The 18,483-nt window shown below is 62.6% G+C and carries 14 protein-coding genes and 1 tRNA gene; 5 read left to right on the forward strand and 10 right to left on the reverse strand.

Translation table 11 applies throughout. The features are described from left to right. Positions 1–1,241, reverse strand: a 1,241-nt coding sequence (locus tag NZ740_07145) for a hypothetical protein (GenBank protein ID MCS6771789.1), incomplete at its 3' end; no start/stop codon positions are given. Between the two features lie 820 nt (positions 1,242–2,061). Then, the gene (gene leuS, locus NZ740_07150; GenBank protein MCS6771790.1) at positions 2,062–4,488 is read right to left on the reverse strand and encodes a leucine--tRNA ligase; all 2,427 of its coding nucleotides are present in this window, start codon (positions 4,486–4,488) and stop codon (positions 2,062–2,064) included. Between the two features lie 95 nt (positions 4,489–4,583). Between leuS and NZ740_07155 the strand changes: the two genes are divergently transcribed. Continuing rightward, a complete protein-coding gene (locus tag NZ740_07155) occupies positions 4,584–5,702 on the forward strand; it encodes a LamG domain-containing protein (GenBank protein ID MCS6771791.1) in 1,119 nt (372 codons plus the stop codon). Between the two features lie 125 nt (positions 5,703–5,827). Beyond that, a tRNA-Gly gene (locus tag NZ740_07160) sits at positions 5,828–5,901 on the forward strand. A 39-nt stretch (positions 5,902–5,940) separates the two neighbouring features. On the opposite strand, the gene NZ740_07165 is transcribed toward NZ740_07160, so the two are convergent. The 7 genes from NZ740_07165 to thiL form a co-directional block, all read right to left on the reverse strand. Next, positions 5,941–7,656 (reverse strand): hypothetical protein, encoded by a 1,716-nt coding sequence (locus NZ740_07165; protein ID MCS6771792.1) that lies wholly within the window; start codon positions 7,654–7,656, stop codon positions 5,941–5,943. After that, a complete protein-coding gene (locus tag NZ740_07170) occupies positions 7,653–8,597 on the reverse strand; it encodes a D-2-hydroxyacid dehydrogenase (GenBank protein MCS6771793.1) in 945 nt (314 codons plus the stop codon). Before NZ740_07170 ends, NZ740_07165 begins: the two co-directional genes overlap by 4 nt. Further along, the gene (locus tag NZ740_07175) at positions 8,594–9,325 is read right to left on the reverse strand and encodes a ribonuclease H-like domain-containing protein (GenBank protein ID MCS6771794.1); all 732 of its coding nucleotides are present in this window, start codon (positions 9,323–9,325) and stop codon (positions 8,594–8,596) included. Before NZ740_07175 ends, NZ740_07170 begins: the two co-directional genes overlap by 4 nt. A gap of 14 nt (positions 9,326–9,339) precedes the next feature. Beyond that, on the reverse strand, positions 9,340–9,978 hold the full coding sequence (gene leuD, locus NZ740_07180) for a 3-isopropylmalate dehydratase small subunit (protein MCS6771795.1): 639 nt from the start codon (positions 9,976–9,978) through the stop codon (positions 9,340–9,342). A gap of 24 nt (positions 9,979–10,002) precedes the next feature. Continuing rightward, positions 10,003–11,424: a 3-isopropylmalate dehydratase large subunit gene (gene leuC / locus NZ740_07185; GenBank protein ID MCS6771796.1), complete on the reverse strand. Its 1,422-nt coding sequence runs from the start codon at positions 11,422–11,424 to the stop codon at positions 10,003–10,005. A 165-nt stretch (positions 11,425–11,589) separates the two neighbouring features. Further along, positions 11,590–12,384 (reverse strand): bifunctional hydroxymethylpyrimidine kinase/phosphomethylpyrimidine kinase, encoded by a 795-nt coding sequence (gene thiD / locus NZ740_07190; GenBank protein ID MCS6771797.1) that lies wholly within the window; start codon positions 12,382–12,384, stop codon positions 11,590–11,592. A gap of 20 nt (positions 12,385–12,404) precedes the next feature. Further along, positions 12,405–13,418 (reverse strand): thiamine-phosphate kinase, encoded by a 1,014-nt coding sequence (gene thiL, locus NZ740_07195; GenBank protein MCS6771798.1) that lies wholly within the window; start codon positions 13,416–13,418, stop codon positions 12,405–12,407. Between the two features lie 133 nt (positions 13,419–13,551). On the opposite strand from thiL, the gene NZ740_07200 reads away from it, so the two are divergent. The 3 genes from NZ740_07200 to rlmN are packed head-to-tail and all read left to right on the forward strand — an operon-like array spanning position 13,552 to position 17,326. Then, complete coding sequence (locus NZ740_07200) at positions 13,552–15,045, forward strand: alpha-amylase family glycosyl hydrolase (protein ID MCS6771799.1); 1,494 nt, start codon at positions 13,552–13,554, stop codon at positions 15,043–15,045. Next, positions 15,042–16,226 (forward strand): cofactor-independent phosphoglycerate mutase, encoded by a 1,185-nt coding sequence (locus NZ740_07205; protein ID MCS6771800.1) that lies wholly within the window; start codon positions 15,042–15,044, stop codon positions 16,224–16,226. The genes NZ740_07200 and NZ740_07205 overlap by 4 nt, the downstream gene beginning before the upstream one ends. Beyond that, entirely contained in the window at positions 16,223–17,326 is a 1,104-nt protein-coding gene (gene rlmN, locus NZ740_07210) for a 23S rRNA (adenine(2503)-C(2))-methyltransferase RlmN (protein ID MCS6771801.1), read from the forward strand. The genes NZ740_07205 and rlmN overlap by 4 nt, the downstream gene beginning before the upstream one ends. On the opposite strand, the gene ychF is transcribed toward rlmN, so the two are convergent. Beyond that, a complete protein-coding gene (gene ychF / locus NZ740_07215; protein ID MCS6771802.1) occupies positions 17,316–18,404 on the reverse strand; it encodes a redox-regulated ATPase YchF in 1,089 nt (362 codons plus the stop codon). The two genes, rlmN and ychF, sit on opposite strands and share 11 nt — an antisense overlap. Positions 18,405–18,483 lie beyond the last annotated feature (79 nt).

Below are 18,483 nucleotides of genomic sequence, written 5' to 3' on the forward strand. Positions count from 1 at the left end.
TTTTGCCAGCCCCCGGCAATCGTCGAATAGGACGCATTCGATTCGATTAGATTTACACAACCGCCTGCTATCGATGAATAGAAAGAATACGGCAAAATCTGGTTGAGATATCCGCCGCCTATCGAAGAATAGGACGCATAGGTATAGATTTGGTTGAATTGACCTCCGGAAATGGTGGCTTGGCTCGCATACTGCTGAATTTCGTTCTGACCGCCGCCGCCGATGGTCGATCTTTCAACAAACGGGCGAATGCTATTTTGAACGCCTCCGCCAATCGTTGAATAAAATGAGTTTGTTCGAATTCGATTCCCAGACCCTCCGCCAATTGTCGCGTGCTCCGCGCCTGCTTGAATTTCGTTTTCGACCCCGCCGCCAATGGTTGCATACTTTGCCAAGAGCTGAATTCGATTAAGCGATCCTCCGCTGATGGTCGCATTCGATGCGCTAAATTGGATCGCATTTTGCCAACCGCCAGCAATCGTCGAACCGTCCGCATACGTATGGATTCGGTTTTGCGATCCGCCTCCGATAGCGGCATAATAAGCGAACGAATGAATGACATTTTCTGATCCACCACCAATCACCGCGAAATACGCGCCTGTTTGAATTAGATTGTTATTCCCGCCCCCTATCGTTGCGTAGTAGGTATTCGCTTCGATCCAATTCTGCCTTCCGCCGCCAATACTCGAATAGTCGGAATATGTTTGGATATGGTTTTGTTCTCCTCCGCTGATTGTGGCATACCATACATTCGTTTCGATTCGATTTTCCGCCCCGCCGCCAATCGCCGAGTGCAGGGATTCATCGCCGATCATATTCGATCCCAGGTCCGAATTGAGGACGATGTTATTGGTATGGAGTACGCGCAGCCCGTGCACCGCCCGCGCATACGGCACCGCGAACAGCCGCTCCCGCGGGCTGAGGGTCGAACCGTTGACTTGAACCTCTAGCCACACTTGCGCGTTCGTCAGCGCAGCGTCGAGATTGCCGATCACGCCATGTTGACCGATCACCGTCGCATACAGCCCGTCCACCGCTGTCGCGGCATTCGTGCTAGTGTGCAAGAGTACGCCCCCCGTCGAGGCATCGTACATTCGAAAGACCAAGCTGACCGGCCCGCTGTAAAGATTCGTCCCCAACGCCAGCCGTCCCTGATAGTGAATCATCCCCGGCGCATCCGCCCGCGCCAAGTCGGCTACGGCCCCGATCAAAAGCATCGCGAACAACCATCCTCGTTTCATCGCCGATTTCCTCCACTTTATGTTCGTAGATTTCATACGCGTTTTCTCCTTGTCCATGACTGTGAAATCGCTCACCTCGGCGCCTCCAGTTCCCGGCTCAATGCCTGGAAGAGTCCCGAAATTTAAGATTACTTTCTTCCATTCGCTCACTGTGTTTCTCGAGCGCCTCGACGGCGGCAGACAAGACCCCGCCAGCCCTGTGTACCCAACCTTCTGCGGTTATTTCTCGACACCACCCCATGCCCGACTCACCGACTCCGATGCTCATATATACCCCACATTCACACGCCCACTGTTTCCGCGATCCAGATCTTCTGAAGGGGCACACGCTTACGTGATCGATTCTCAAGTGTGAATTTTGGGCGGTCAGGTTGGGAACCGCCAATCCAGATTGGGCATATTGGAGGGCGCGGTTTCTCCCGCGCCGATCTTCGACGGCACCGTCCCAGATTCGATTTGCGGACACCGTGGAAGGCGTCCCTCCGTGAGGAAGGGAGTGCCCGGTTCCACCCTGAGCCGGATACGGTCAGCAAGGAAACCGCTCTTACAGGTGCGGAATAGGGAAGGACGGAATTCGCCGCTCCAAATGTTTTATGACAAATGGTCGGCAAGCAGCTCCGGCATTGACATCGCCTAAGACCGCCCGTCCGTTTGGAAAGAGGATATTTCTAACGAGTCAATACATTGGACATTTCTAAAAAATTTTTGGCAGACCAAAATTGGCGGGATCCTGCGGGGTGGGGATTCGTCGGCAATCTCAGCGGATCAGGGCGCAGGAACCCGCAGTCAGTCGCCGCGCGGCTCCAGAAACTTCGGCCCGTCAGGACACCACGAAATTGATCAGTCGCTCCGGCACGTACACGGTCTTTCGCAGCGTTCGCCCTTCCAGGTGCGCGCGGACGCCGGGCGCTTCGCGCGCGGCCGCCTCGACTACCGATGGCTCCGATCCTTTGGGGACCGTGATTTTTCCGCGGAGCTTGCCGTTGACCTGCACGGGGATTTCGACTGTCTCCTCCACTAGCAGGGCCGGGTCGTAGTTGGGCCACGGCTCGTAGGCAAGGGTCGACGAGTGCCCGAGCTTTTCCCAGAGCTCTTCGCAGAGATGGGGCGCGAAGGGGCTCAAAATCAGCACGAACGGCTCGAGGATGGCGCGGGGGCGGCGTTCCCATTTCTGCGCCTCATTCACAAATTCCATCATCGCGGCGATCGCCGTGTTGAAGCGCATGCCCTCAATGTCCTCAGTCACTTTTTTGATGGTGGCATGTAGGGCGCGCTGTTGCTCGCGCGTCGGCGGAACGTCGGCGACCGCATCGAGGACCGCGCCGGTGTCCTCGTCGCAGACCAGTCGGTACACGCGGTTGAGGAACCGGAAAACGCCCTCGACGCCGCGCATGCTCCACGGTTTCACGGCCTCAAGGGGCCCCATGAACATCTCATAAAGCCGCAACGAATCGGCGCCATATTCGCGGATGATGTCGTCCGGATTGATGACGTTGCCCCGCGACTTGCTCATCTTCTGGCCGTCTTCGCCGAGGATCATCCCCTGGTTGACCAGCTTCTGGAAGGGCTCCGGCGTCGACACCAGGCCGCAGTCGTACAACACCTTGTGCCAGAACCGCGCGTAGAGCAGATGCAGTACGGCGTGCTCGGCGCCGCCGACGTAGAGATCAACGGGCATCCAGTAGCGTTCCTTCGCGGGGTCCACCAGCGCATGCGGATTCTTCGGATCAATGAACCGCAAGTAGTACCAGCATGAGCCGGCCCATTGCGGCATCGTGTTGGTCTCGCGCCGCGCGGGCTTTCCGGTTTCGGGATCGGTGGTGTTGACCCATTCCGGAATCGCCGCCAACGGACTTTCGCCAGTGCCGCTGGGCTTGTAGGACGGAACATCAGGCAAACGAATCGGCAGGTGGTCATACGGCACTGGCTTCGGCTGGCCATCGACGAAAATGATGGGAAAGGGCTCGCCCCAATAGCGTTGGCGGCTGAACAACCAGTCGCGCAGCTTGTAGTTGACCTTGAAACTGCCCAGTCCGCGTTCTTCCAGCCATTTCACAATCCGCTTTTTCGCCTCCGGCGTGGGAAGCCCGTCGATGAGCGGAGAATTGACCGCGATCCCGTCCCCGGTGAAGCCGACTGGATCGGATCCGTCAATGGGCTGCACCACGACGCGGATCGGCAATTGATGCGCGCGGGCAAATTCGAGGTCCCGCGTGTCGTGCGCGGGCACAGCCATGATCGCGCCGGTGCCGTAGCCGGCCAGCACGTAGTCGGCGATCCAGACGGGAATTGATTCTCCGTTCACGGGGTTGATCGCGTAGCCCCCTGTAAAGACGCCGGTCTTCGTTTTCTGCAGGTCGGTTCGTTCGAGGTCGCTCTTCCGCGCGGCGGCCTCCTGATAGGCCCGGACCTCGTCGCGGCGCTCGGGAGTGGTGATGGCCTCCACGAGAGGGTGTTCGGGCGCGAGCACCATGTAGGTGGCGCCGAACAGCGTGTCTGGCCGCGTGGTGAACACGACGATTTCGTCATCGCGGCCCGCGACCTTGAACCGGACTTCCGCCCCCTCGGAACGCCCGATCCAGTTCCGCTGCATTTCCTTGATGCTCTCGGGCCAGTCCACTAGATCGAGGTCTTTGAGGAGACGGTCGGCGTACGCAGTAATTTTGAGCATCCACTGGCGCATCGGTTTGCGGATTACCGGATGGCCGCCGCGTTCCGATTTGCCGTCCACGACCTCCTCGTTCGCAAGCACCGTGCCGAGGGCGGGACACCAGTTCACTGGCACTTCCGCCTGATACGCCAGGCCCCTTTCATACAGCTTGAGGAAAATCCATTGCGTCCACTTGTAGTAATCTTCGTCAGTGGTCGCGAATTCGCGATCCCAGTCGTAGGAGAACCCGATTGCCTGCAACTGCGCCCGGAAGCGGGCGATATTTCGGTAGGTTGTCTCGCGCGGGTGCGTCCCGGTTTCTAGTGCGTACTGTTCAGCCGGCAGGCCGAACGCGTCCCACCCCATCGGGTGCAGCACGTTGAATCCCCTCATCCGCTTGTAGCGGCAGACAATATCCGTGGCCGTGTAGCCCTCCGGATGCCCGACATGCAAGCCGGCGCCGCTCGGATACGGGAACATGTCCAGCGCATAAAATTTTGGACGGGAGGGGTCCGGCTCATCCGGCGTTCGGAACGTCTTGTTCTCAAGCCAGTAACGCTGCCATTTGGGTTCGATTTTCTGAAAGGGATACGCCATAGAACCGGCGAATGGTGAGTTGTCGGTAATGTTGGGTCAATGGCAAACCGCCTCCCTTGCCGACCGGCTTCGGGCGGGGTACGCTTTTATCCGCTATGAAACTTGCATCCGTGTTTCTCTCCTTTCTCGCGTGCGCCGCGACGGCCCGTGCTGATTTGACCGACGGACTGCTGGCGGCGTACTTCTTCGACGGCAACGCCGAAGACGCCTCCGGCCGCGGCCACGACGCGCAGCTCATCGGCGCAACGTTCACCGTCGATCGGCACGGAAATCCGAACGGAGCCCTGTGGCTGGATGGACAGGGCGCCTATGCGGCAACGCCCGTCTCCGGGAAGCGATTCCCAATCGCCTTCTCGTTCTGGCTCCGCCTGGACGCTCGCCGCGGTGAACGGGCCTTCTCGGTCGTCGACAGCGGGATCGGCAACGCCTTCGGCCACAGTTTTGTCATTGGCAACAACGCACGGACCTTCAACGCGAATCTTGCCGTGCCGGCCCGTTTCCGTTCCGGAGAGTGGGCGCACGTGGTCGTGTCTTACGGTCCAAAGCTCCAAGTGTTCGTGAACGGGGAGCTGGCCGGTGAGCGGGATTATTCAGAGGATGACTCCTATATCGCCGGAAATTTCCAGCTCGGACGTCACCTCGACAGCGAAGATCCGCGTTTCTTCCACGGCGCCATCGATGACGTGCTGATTTACGCTCGCACCCTTCAGGCCGACGAAGTCCGCGCTCTGTATGCCGAGGGACCTCGGGTCGCCGCCGACATCCGGGCAGCCGCCGAACTGCGCCGGCGCGTGCTGGCGGCCCTCGCCGCTCGCTCCGTAGCTTCAGAGGGGATGGAGTCCTCCGCCGATGACCCGCGCCCGATCTTCGTCGCGGCCAGCAGCGGAGCCGAACCGCACACCAATGTTTGGCATGTTGTGGATCGCGATCCCGATTCCCTCTGGTCGGGCGCCGCCGGTGAGCCCGCATGGTGGATCGCGGCCGAATTTCATCCGTCTCTCGCCCTGAAGAATCTCGTTGTGGAAACCCCGGACGGGATCGCCACAAACACCAGGATCTTTATCAGTGAAACGGCCGATGAATGGCCCGAATTCGATCCGGTCGACGCAAAATTCGACCCTCCGACAGCGCGGTTCATTCTCGTCACGTTCCCGCCAGACGAGGGCGGCCAGCCGCCGACGGTCACCGAAATCCGTTGGAACGCTGAAGAGTAGAAATTATCGTTCTGCTCCCTGCTCCCCGATCGGCGCGGCGCCGCCGACAATGGGATGCCGCCATCGAAGCCGAGGGGGCGGTTCTTGACGGAAATCGCACGCCATTGCAACATGTGAGGTTATCTGCGGGTGTAGCTTAGTGGTAAAGTCCCAGCCTTCCAAGCTGGTCACGCGGGTTCGATTCCCGCCACCCGCTCCACTCTTTTCCCGCCTCACACGGAAGCCGGCCCCGTCCGCTTCAACGCAATACGGTATCGATTCCCATCGCGCGTTCGTGCGCGAAGTCCGGCAGGGCGCGAAGCCGGGACAGCCGCAAAATCGGCCGGAACCAGGACAGCAGGCGGATCGTCACGATGTGATCCAGGAGGCGGCGGTAGCCCCGCTGGTCCCGGATTAGAATTGCGGCTACCCTCCGCATGCGGCGCCGCGAGAGGCGGAGCGGCCCGAGGTCAAGATTCACGGTGAAGGACCGGCCGCTCCGCTGTCGGTAGGCAGCCACGGCGTCGAGCAGCATGGCGCGCGTGTCCTCGTCGAATTCGCCAAAGAAATACTGCCGGGCCGCACGCAGCACGGAAAAGGTCTCGCGCTGAAATTGGATATCCTCCGAAGGGAGGCCCAGTTCCTGGGCCAGGTGTTCCATCCTCGCCAGATCCGTCAGCGCGCGGTCCGCCTCGGCGATCGCTCGCGCGGGATCAACAACAAAGGCGCGTAGGAGCTTTCGAATATAGGACGTGATCAGGATCTGGTCCCAATGGACGGTCAGCAGCGGCGGCACGCGCAATCGGCGGAAGAACAGCTTCCGCTGGGCAAATTCCCGAACGTAAAGCCCCAGCTTGATGACGCGTTCCGACGTTTCGAAAAACTCCACAAACAAATCCCATCGGCCGGTTCCGAACCGCTCGGAGAAAACACGGCGGAGCGCCCCCTCGACGGATAGGCCGTCCCGAAACAAATATAAGGCGACCTCTGTATTAATCTCGTTCCAGAGCCCCTCCGGCTCGAGGTAACTCAACCGACGAAATGGCGTCCAACCGCCGGTCTGGCACCACACCATGATGCCCAGCATGTTCGAGGCGGATTTGAGCGCGTCGCGATAGGCCGCGTAATCGCCGCCGATAAACGACGGAAACTCGCCGCAACCCTCGTATTCGCGGCGAGCCTGTAGCTCCACCACCTTCTGATGGGCGCTTCTGAAAAAATGCTGATTCAGCGGCAGGTACCGGAAAAAGTCCGACTCTCCATATTTCATCGACAGCACCAGCGCGGGGCTGTCCACACCGCCGAACGTCTCCGTGAACGTGTCGCGATTCCACATCAGGTCGCCAATCCGATAAGCTCCGACCGACCACGTTCGGAAGAGGAGAAGCCGACGGTGCCGTTCCGCCACCGGCAGCGCCGCCCGCAAGAAGGCGCGCGCATGGCGTGGGTGTCGAATCACCAGGCGGCTCCGGAAGTCCCCGCGGACGTCTCGCCCGTCGGATTCCCCGATGCGGACGATCAAACCCGCAATCTCGGGGAATTCCGAAAACAGTGCCTCCATGACGTCAGCGAAGAACGCGGAAACCCGGCGGGGCGAGTCGCCCACTTCGCGCTCGAGGACTTCGTTGTAAAACATCACATCGGACGTGATGAATACCCGCAAGCCGCGCTCGCGCGCCGTGTTGAAGAGACGGCGATATTCCTGCCGATAGGCCGCCAGCTTTTCCCGAAGGGGCGTCGGATACGACGGGTGGTCATAGAGATGGGCCGCATCGTCGAGCGTAATCGCGTTGTAGCCGACCGCGGCCACGCGCGCACAAAACCGGTCGAAATCTTCGTGGATACGGTCCCAGATGGATCGGGGCAGCGCGCCGTCCTTTTCGAGATGGACGAACGGGATCTTGGACCAATTCGCGCGGATTTTGGGATGAGCGCGAAAAAAGGGGCCGATCCCGTCGATCAAGAAGAGATTCACAGCGCGGCCGCTCGTTTTTCGACAAATTGCCGCAACTTGTCCGCCACTGTGCGGACAATCCTTTCACGGGCTGCAACTGTCCCCCAGCCGAGATGCGGCGTGATGAGGCACCGCGGCGCGCGCAGCAGGGGATTCTTCGGCGAGGGCGGCTCTTCGCTCAACACATCGACGGCCGCACCAGCGATTCGCCCGGCCCGCAACGCAGCAGCCAGCGCGGTTTCGTCGATCAGCGCACCATGTGCGGTGTTGATCAAAAACGCGCTCTTTTTCATGCGGTGAAGGAAAGCCTCGTTCACCAGGTGTTCCGTCGCCGGCGTCCGAATGGCATGGAGGCTGACGACATCGCTCCGCGAGGCCAGCTCCTCGAGCGGCACAAGCTGCACATGCGGCGGCGCCTCTCGAATGAAAGGATCATGCGCCAAAACCTCCATCCCAAAGGCGGCTGCCATACGCGCCACAGCGGTACCGATTCGCCCCAGGCCCACCAGGCCGATCGTCCGGCCCTGTAGCTCGGTCAGCGCATGCAGGCGAAAGGTGAAATCGGGCCCGCGGCACCAGCGACCGCCCCGGACGAGGTGTGCGTGGTGGCCGACGCCGTGAGTCAGCTCAAGCAATAGGGCCATCGCCAACTGAGCCGTCGACTCGACGTCCGCGCCGGCGGCATCCGCCACTTCAATCCCCCGTTTCCGCGCAATTTCAACGTTCACGTGCGACGGGTCGGAGCCGAGCACACCGATGAAACGCAATTGGCCCAGGTGCCGGATGATCTCCCGATTCAGCGGCGTACGAACGGTGAGCACCGCATCCGCCAATCTCGCTCGCGCCTCCACCTGTTCCGGCGACGTCCGGTCGTAGACAGTCAGACTGCCCATGGACTCAAAGGGCGCCCAGGACAGGTCTCCCGGATTCAGCGCGTAACCGTCCAGGACGACAATGTTCATGGCGGGTCGAGGGCCAATCGTTCTTGATGTCGCGCAAACATCCAGTCCGCGAGGACCCGGAGGTTTCGCACATCCTCCTCATTATACGCCAGAAGCCGCGCGAGCGATGCGTGCGATCCCTCTAGAACCCATTCGCGCCATAGCCGGACGGCGTCCCAGCCGTCCAGACCGTCCGTTTCCGGACTGCGGGCCAGGCCGAGCGCCTTCTCCACCCGCTTCAACCCGCCCCGAAGCCCCAGCCGCTGAAGCGGATATCGCAAATCCAAATGAAGATGATTGCGGAGCCGGTGTGTGAACCGCGCGCGGAGAAGTGGCAGGTCAAACAATGACCCATTGAACGTCACCAGCAGAGGGAACGATTCGAGGTAATCCGCCGCCTCTTGCAGATTCTCGCCGGCGACAAACGCGCGGTAGCGCCGCCCGTCATAGGCGCCGATCACCGTGATCGATTCGGGACCCATTCCGCCATCGGTCTCGAGGTCCACAAAGAGCGCGCGGTCCGCCAGCTCGCCCCACACGCGCCACTTGTACGCCGCCGGAATCGCCCGCTCGAACCACGCCCAGTTGCCCGCCTCGTAGGCCCTAATTGATTGCTCGAGCACGTCCCGCTGGTCGGCACTGCAATCGGATTCTAGGGCCTTCGCCCAATCCGAGAGGCCCCTCGCCCACCAACGACGCTCGGTCCGCTCGCCGACGCCCGGGAGGTGGACAAACGTGCGGCGCAGCATCGGCGCCCCGCCGGTCAGGCCGGCATTTGCACGTTGTGCCGCGCCTCAAACGCGGCGATGTCCGCCTCGTGCTCGAGTGTCAACGCAATTTCATCCAGACCGTGACGGAGGTGCGTCTTGACGACCGGGTCGATGTCGAAATGGAACGCGATCTCCTCCGGCAGGTGGAGCACGACGCGCTGCTCGTCCAAATCGATCGTCGCCTCCAGCCCTTTGTTGCGCTCGACCATATCGAAGATGGTGTCCACCTCCGCGGCGGACAGTTCAACCGTCAGAAGACCGTTCTTGACGGCATTGTTGCGGAAGATGTCCGCAAAGCCCGGCACCATCGCGCCGCCAATCTCCTGCCTCGGCGCGATCACGGCGCGAAATCCGTATTGCATGACCGCCCACACCGCATGTTCACGACTCGAACCGCAACCGAAGTTGTTTCGGACCACGAGAATGGATGCCCCCTTGTATCGGGGCTGGTTGAGCACAAAATTTGGATCCGGCTCCCCGTTGGGCAGGTACCGCCAGTCGAAAAACAGGCTCTCGCCGAAGCCGGTGCGCTTGATCGATTTCAGGAACTGCTTGGGAATGATGGCGTCCGTATCCACATTTGCGCGGTCCAAAATCGCCACCAATCCACGGTGCGTTGAGAAAGGTTCCATGCGAAGCCGTCCTCCCTGGAGTTTTCAGGAATACAGGGCCTTCAGCCCATCCCATGTTCGAATGTCGACGAAATGCCCTTCCACCGCGGCGGCCGCCGCCATTTCGGGGCTGACCAGGTGTGTGCGCCCGCCCTTGCCCTGCCGGCCTTCGAAATTTCGGTTCGACGTCGACGCGCTTCGTTCGCCGGGCTTGAGCTGGTCCGGATTCATGCCCAGGCACATGCTGCACCCCGCGTGACGCCACTCCGCGCCGAACTCTTTGAAGATCCGGTCGAGCCCCTCCGCTTCGGCCTGCCGGCGCACCTGCTGCGAGCCGGGCACGACCATTACACGGACGTTCGACGCTTTGCGCCGGCCCTTGATTAATTTGGCGACCTTGCGCAGGTCCTCAATTCGCGCATTCGTGCAGCTTCCGATGAAAATGGTGTCCGGACGGATATCCGTGATCTTCATTCCCGGCCGGAGACCCATGTACTCAAGCGCTTGTTCAACGTCCTTGCGGCTATAGCCGGGCACCTGGTCCGGCTCCGGCACAACGCCCGTCACATCGGTAACCATCCCCGGGCTTGTGCCCCAAGTCACCTGCGGCGCAATTTGAGAGGCATCGATCGTGATCGTCCGGTCGAAGACGGCTCCTTCGTCGGTCGGCAGCGTTCTCCAGTAGGCAATGGCCTTTTCGAGCGCCTCGCCTCGCGGCGCGTAAGGCCTGTCGCCCGAGGCGACATATTCGAAGGTCGTCTCGTCCGGCGCGATCAGGCCCGCCCGGGCGCCGGCCTCGATGCTCATGTTGCAGATCGTCATGCGCGCCTCCATCGACAGCGCACGAATGGCCTCGCCGCAATACTCGAGCACATAGCCCGTCCCGCCTGCCGTGCCGATCAGGCCGATCAACTTGAGGATCATGTCCTTCGAGGCGCAACCCGGTTGGAGCCGGCCGGTAAATTCCACTTTGAAGGTCTTCGGCCGGCTCTGTCGGAGCGTCTGCGTCGCCAGCACGTGCTCCACCTCCGACGTGCCAATTCCGAAACCGAGCGCGCCAAACGCGCCGTGCGTCGAGGTGTGGGAATCGCCGCAGACGATGGTCAGGCCCGGCAGTGTCAAGCCCAGTTCCGGGCCGATGGCGTGCACGATCCCCTGGTGGCCGGTCGAATAGTCAAACAGCTTGATCCCGAAATCCCGGCAGTTGGCCATCAACGCCTCCACCTGCGCCCTCGAAATTGGGTCCCGGATGTTGAACGGGTCATCCGTCGGCACATTGTGATCAAGCGTGGAAAAAGTCAGGTCCGGCCGCCTCACGCGGCGCTTCGAGAGCCGAAGACCCTCGAACGCCTGCGGGCTGGTCACCTCGTGGACCAGATGGCGGTCGATGTAAAGCAACACAGTGCCGTCGGGCAACGTTTTGACGACATGAGCATCCCAGATCTTCTGAAACAACGTTCGGGCCATAAGTGCATCAGACTATTCGTCCTTCCCCGGGATTTCAAGCACACCATCCGCGGCATCGGAGCGATTTTCCATGGTCTGGAATTTCCATGCGATGGAAACTGTTCCGGATCATTTTTCCATGCGATGGAAAAATTGACGGGGCGCGTCGCGCTGCGGGGTCAGTTGTCATGCGTCCCACCACGCGTGAAAGTGGTGAACCGGCCCGTGCCCCCCGCCGAGCTTCCATTCGGCGGCCGCGGCAATTGCACCGTGCAGGTATTGCTTGGCGGCGCGGACGGCCTCCGGCAGCGACGCGCCCCGCGCCCAGAACGCCGCAATCGCCGAGGACAAGGTGCAGCCGGTGCCGTGGAGATTCACCGTCGCGATCCGCGGCGCGCGAAAGGCGTGAATGTCGATTCCGTTTTCGACGCGCTCTGCCAGTACATCCACCGCTTCCGGCCCGGTCCCATGTCCGCCTTTGACCAGCGCCGCACGGCACCCAAGGTCCAGCAGATCGCGCGCGGCCGATTCCATGGATGCTGGGTCTGCCCGCACCGCGCGGCCGAGGAGGGCGGAGGCTTCGCTCAAGTTAGGCGTGACAAGGCCTGCGATCGGGATGAGCCGGATCTTCAACGCATCAAGCGCATCCTCCCTGAGCAGCCGGTCGCCGCTGGTCGCCACCATCACGGGGTCGAGTACGATGCGCCGGACGCGATGTTTCTCCAGGCCGGCCGCTACGGCCCTGATGATCTCAGCCGTGGCAAGCATGCCGATCTTGACGGCATCCGCGCCGATATCCTCGAGCACGGCGTCGATTTCCTCTGCAACGAAGTCGGCGGGGGGGACATGGATCGAGCGAACGCCGAGCGTGTTCTGCGCCGTCAGCGCGGTGACGGCAGCCATTCCGTAGCAGCCGAGCGCGGAAAAGGTCTTGAGGTCCGCCTGGATACCGGCGCCGCCGCCGCTGTCGGACCCGGCCATGGTGAGGAGGCGCGGCGGCGTCACGGCGGGCTCCTGAAGTGGTCGAAACCGCTGCGGCGCAGCGCGGCTGGGGCGCCGCCCTTCCGATAGAGTACGCCACCCGAGGCGGACAGTACGCCGATCTGCGCCAGCGGCCGGCCGAACCGCGCGAGGAAGTCGCGCGACAGCCCTTCATATCCGGAGGGATCGACCGCTACCAAAAGGCAGTAATCCTCGCCCGCCGAGGCGGCGAGCTCCGCGCTGTCCCAGCCGTAACGCGCGCAAATCCTACGCATGAATTCAGATTTCGGCAGCGCATCGAGGTCGATCACCGCCCCGCCGAGACCGCTTTGTTCGAGAATTCGCCGCACATCGGAATCAACGCCGTCGGAAATGTCCATCATCGCCGTCACTTCGGGCCGCGCGCCCAACCAGCGGCCCTCCTCCAGGTGCGGCCGCGGATCGTGATGGGCAGTTACGAGGCGCTCGGCATCCTCGCAATCGATCGGTTTGCCCTCGAGGAGAAGCTGCAGGCCCGCGCCGGAGTCGCCCAGCCAGCCGGTGACCGCCAGCACATCTCCGGCGCGCGCGCCGGACCGGAGTTTGGCGCGACCGCGAGCGACTCTGCCAACGACGGCGAAATTGATGACAATCGAACGCAGCGAGCCGGTGGTGTCGCCGCCCATGAGCGGGCAGCGGCTCATGTCCGCCATCTCGCGGATCCCCTCGAAGAACGCGTCCAGCCATTCCACATCGAGGTCGCCCGGCAGACTGATTGAGAGGAAGCAGGCGGCGGGGGTGCCGCCCATTGCGGCGATGTCGCTCAGATTGACGGCGAGCGACTTGCGCCCGAGCTGGCGGGGCGGGATCCGCGCCCGCAGAAAGTGCACATCTTCCACGAGCAGATCCGTGGTGACCAGCCAGTCCTCGGCTCCGTCGCCGGGCAGGATCGCGCAGTCGTCGCCGATACCCAGGGCGCGGTCCTGAAGCGCGGTAAATCGCGGCGCGATGATACGGCGGATCAGCCCAAATTCGCCCAGTTCGTGAAGTTTCATTCGTTCAGGCGGTGCGGCATCCACGCACGGATCAAACCGGCGCGGCGCCGGGGAGTCAAGCGGGTTGGGCTCGGAGCGTGCTGCTGCCGGCGGGCTTGCCGCGCTTTGCCCGCCAATGATAGGGTGCGACCGCATGAAGAGCTGGATTGCGTCATCCGTCATCTATCAGATCAATCTGCGCGGACTGGCGGTGCGCGAGCCCCGGAACGCGATTGAGGCGGCGCGCGAAAAGCCGCCGGCCGAATCGCCGCTGGCGTATGTCGCGCGGAACTTGCCGACGATCAGGAAACTCGGGGCGAATGTCCTGTATTTCATGCCGCCCTATCCGATCGGCCGGGCCTTCCGCAAGGGTATCGGCTCGCCCTATTCGATCCGCGACTTCCGCGCGATCGATCCCGAATACGGAACGCTGGATGATATGAAGATGCTGGTGGCGCGAGCGCACCGCCTGGGGTTCAGGGTCATCCTCGACATCACCCCCAACCACACCAGCCGCGATCACGTGTGGGTCGAGACGCACCCCGAGTTTTACGTCCGGCGTGAGGACGGGGAGATTTTCTACGACTGCGATTGGTCCGACACGGCCAAACTGGACTACCGGCAGCCGGCGCTGCGCCGCGAGATGATCGAGATCTACGATTTCTGGCTCAACCTGCTCGGCGGCGGTGACGGGGTCGACGGCTTCCGGCTCGACATGGCGCACTTCATCAACGACAGGTCCTTCTGGAACGAGGCGATTCCCGAGTTGCGACGCCGCCACCCGGATCGCGAGCTGCTGTTCCTCGCCGAATGCTACGGCTTTGCGAACAACGCCGACCTGTTTGACCGGGGCATTAATGCCGCCTACGATGACGATTTCTACAAAGTCTGCGCGAATCTGTACGGAATTTCGGAGGACGGACGCTCAGCGATCGTGCCCGCGGCCGGCCTCGCGGGGAACCAGGACTTCAAGGACCGATACGAGGCGTTTCTGCATGGCGGCATCGCGGGCGCATTCGCCCGCGCGATCCTGAATTACGAGGAGCGATATGGCAAACACCGCCCACCGTTCGTCGCACGCTATACGGACAACCACGACGAGGGGCGGGGCTTTTATCTGTTCGGGCCTGAGGCGGCCAAAGCCATTAACATGCTGATTTTCATGGCGCCGCGCACGCTACCCTTCCTCTTAACCGGAGAGGAATTCGGCGCGCTGAACCGCCCGCCGATCCACGACCGGCTGGTCCCCATCGGCAAACGCCGGCGCATCCAGCTTGCCGACCATGTGCGCGAGCAGGAGTCCGTCGAATTCGAGGGCAACTGCTTCGCTCGAGACCCGTCGGAGCGCGCGGCGATCTACCAGTTTTTCCAGGACTTGATACGCCTGCGCCGATCCCGTCCCGAACTGGTCCGCGGATCCTTCACATTGTTCGACGCGGGCGAAGACTGCCAGCCGAGCCAGCGTTCGGTACTCGCGTTTGACCGGCGATATGGCCGCCGGGTTCTGCGGTGCGCCGTCAACCTGGGTCCACACCCCCGTCGGCTTCGGGCGGCCTCCGCGTTCGCTGGCCATGTGCTATTCGGCGGGCTCGAGGGCGACACGCTGCCTCGATTTTCGGGCATTTGCGTCGAGGTGGCCACCGCATGAAGGTAGCCATCCTGGTTGGAGACGGCATGGGCGACTATCCCGTGCCGGAGCTCGGGAACCGAACGATTCTGGAGGCGGCTTCGATTCCCCATATCCGCCGCCTCGCCGCGGTCGGCGAGATCGTACGCATCCAGACCGTCCCGCCCAATCTGCCCCCGGGCAGCGACGTTGCGAATTTGAGCCTGTTGGGCTATGACCCCGCCGCCCACTACAGCGGGCGAGCGCCAATCGAGGCGGCCGGAGCCGGCATCGACCTCGCGCCAGAGGATGTCGCGTTTCGCTGCAATTTGGTTACTGTCGAGGACGGGAAAATGAAGGACTACTCCGCCGGACACATCCCGACGGAGGAGGCGCGCGAGTTGATCGCGGCGGTGCAAACGGCGCTCGGCGGACCGGGCCTGTCGTTCCACGCCGGTGTGAGTTACCGTCACCTGTTGGTCTGGCGGAATGGTCCGATCGACCTGCAAACGCAGCCGCCACACGAAATCGCCGACCAGCCGGTCGACGTTCACCTCCCCCGTGGCGATCGGGCAGAGGAAGTGCGCCGCCTCATGGAGGCCTCGCGCCCCATTCTGCGGGACCACCCCGTCAATCGCGCGCGCGTCGCGGCCGGCAAGCGGCCGGCCACGCAGATCTGGTTATGGGGCCAGGGCCGCGCGGTGAGGCTGGAATCGTATGCCGAACGGTTTGGCCGCCAGGGCATCGTGGTATCCGCCGTCGATCTCGTCCGCGGCTTGGGCCGCCTTGCCGGGCTGGACGCGCCTGTGATCCCCGGGGCAACGGGTTTTCTGGACACTAACTGCGAAAACAAGGTCGCCGCGGCGCTTCGCGCGCTCGAAACGGGAAATTTCGCTTATGTTCACCTCGAGGCGCCGGACGAATGCGGACACCTCGGACGAGCAGATCTCAAAAAACAGGCGGTGGAAATGTTCGACGCGCGCATCGTGGGTCCCATCTGGCGCGCACTGGAAGCGCGCGGCGAGCCATATCGCCTGATCGTCGCGATGGATCACCGTACACCGGTCTCCCGGCGCGGCCACACGCGCGAGCCAGTGCCGATCCTCGCCGTCGACGGACCCGTCGGTCCGGTCGACAAGGAGGCCGCATTCGACGAAATCTCCGCGGAGCGATTTCCCGTCCACATCGCCCATGAGTGGATCGCCCGTCGACTGCGCGTATGACTACGGACCCGCGACCCGATCTGCTGGGCTTCCGGCGCGAAGAGCTGGCCGCGCTGTTGAGCCGGTGGGGCGAACCGGCCTTTCGGGCAAAACAGCTTTATCGCCACTTGCACGTCCATCTCGCCGCGTCCTTTGAGCAGATGACCGACCTGCCCCGGGCCCTGAGGGAGCGGCTCCATGCCGAAACGCGCATTGGCACGCTCGCCTGCGCGGCGGTCCGCGCTGCAGACGGCGGGCTCACGCGCAAGGCCCTGTTCCAGCTGCCGGACGGCTCACCCGTCGAGAGCGTGCTGATGGTGTACCCGGACCGCGCGACGGTTTGCGTATCCAGCCAGTCGGGCTGTCCCATGGCATGCGTCTTTTGCGCAACCGGCAAACTCGGATTCCTGCACGACCTGACGCCGGGCCAGATTGTTGAGCAGGTTTATTGGGCTGCGCGGCTGGTCCAACACGAGCCGTTCCCTGTCCGACGCCTGACAAACGTGGTGTTCATGGGCATGGGCGAACCATTCAACAACTACGCGAACTGGCGGGCCGCGGTGGAGCTGCTGCACGATCCCGAGGGCTTCAATATGGGGGCCCGCAGCTTCACGGTATCCACGGTGGGATTAATCCCTGGCATACGGAGGCTGGCGGACGATCCGTTGCCGATCAACCTGGCCATCTCGCTGCACGCGCCGAACGACGAGCTGCGAACCGAAATGATGCCGGTCAACAAAAGCTTCCCAATCGCAGACCTTCTGGAGGCGGTGCGCGAATACACCGAAAAGACCGGTCGCCGCGTTTCCTTCGAATACGTGTTGCTGCAGGAGAAGAACGATTCGACGGAGCAGGCCAAGGACCTGGGCCGCCTCCTACGCGCCAGCGGAATCCGGCCCGAATTGATGCATGTGAACCTGATCCCGTGGAATCCGGTCCCGGGCACGCCATTGAGTCGGTCCCACCGGAACCGCGTGCGCGCCTTCCAGGCTGCGCTGCAATCGCTCGCAATTCCGTGCACAGTCCGCGTCGAGCGGGGGGTGGAGATTGGCGCAGCCTGCGGTCAGCTTGCAGGCGAGGCGCCGCCCATCATGCCTGCTCAAGCCGCGGCTAGACGTTGAACAAAAAGTGGCAGATGTCGCCGTCGCGGACGACGTAGGATTTGCCCTCGAGTCGCAGCTTGCCCGCCGCGCGAATCGCCGCCTCTGACCCGTACTGAACCAGGTCATCCACGCTGTAGACCTCCGCACGAATGAAGCCGCGCTCAAAATCGCTGTGGATCACGCCCGCGGCCTGCGGGGCTGTCGCGCCGACAGGGATCGGCCACGCGCGAATCTCCTTTTCGCCGGCCGTAAAAAAGCTTTGGAGGCCGAGCAACCGGTAGGCGGCGCGGGCGACAGTGGCCAGCGCGGGTTCGGGCATCCCCAGCGACTGCAGCATCTCCGAGCGGTCGGTCTCGTCCAGTTCCGCGAGTTCCGCCTCGATCTTGGCGCAGACGGCGACAACCTCCCCGCCCTGCTCGGCCGCGTGGCGGCGAACCGCCTCCACGAGCGGGCCGCGGCCCTCTAAATTGGCCTCGTCCACATTCGCGACGTAGAGCACTCGCTTGGCAGTCAGTAGCCCGAATGACTTCAGCGCGGCGCTGGCCTCCGCGTCGAGCGCGAGCGACCGGACGGGTCGGCCGGCCGAAAGCGCGGCGCGGCATTGCTCGAGCGCGTTCACGCGGGCCATCGCTTCCTTGTCGCCGCCCCGGGCTGCCTTCTGGCTCCGATGCAGGCTTTCCTCGACCTGCTGCAAATCCGCTAGAAGCAGTTCGGTCTCTATCGTCGCGATATCGCGGAGCGGGTCGACCGAACCGTCCACGTGGGTGACATCCTCATTTTCGAAGCAGCGCACCACATGCAAAATGGCGTCCACGGTTCGGATGTGCGAAAGAAACTTGTTGCCGAGCCCCTGCCCCTCACTGGCGCCGCGCACCAGCCCCGCAATGTCTACCACCTTGAGCGCCGAGGGAATTACAGCCCGGGTCGGGATGTAGCGGTTGATAATGGCCAGACGCGGATCCGGTACTGGCACCACGCCGACGTTCGGCTCGATGGTGCAAAAAGGATAGTTCGCCGCCTCGGCACCGGCAGCGGTCAACGCGTTGAACAGCGTGCTCTTCCCGACATTGGGCAGTCCGACAATCCCGGCTTCCATGTTTCAAAACCTTTGAAAACAATCGATGATCCGACCGGCGGTCCGCCGGCGCAAGATGGAAATCGCAGCCCCCCCTCGC

The organism is Kiritimatiellia bacterium, from assembly GCA_025054615.1.
In the GTDB taxonomy this organism is placed as follows: Bacteria; Verrucomicrobiota; Kiritimatiellia; order CAIVKH01; family CAIVKH01; genus JANWZO01.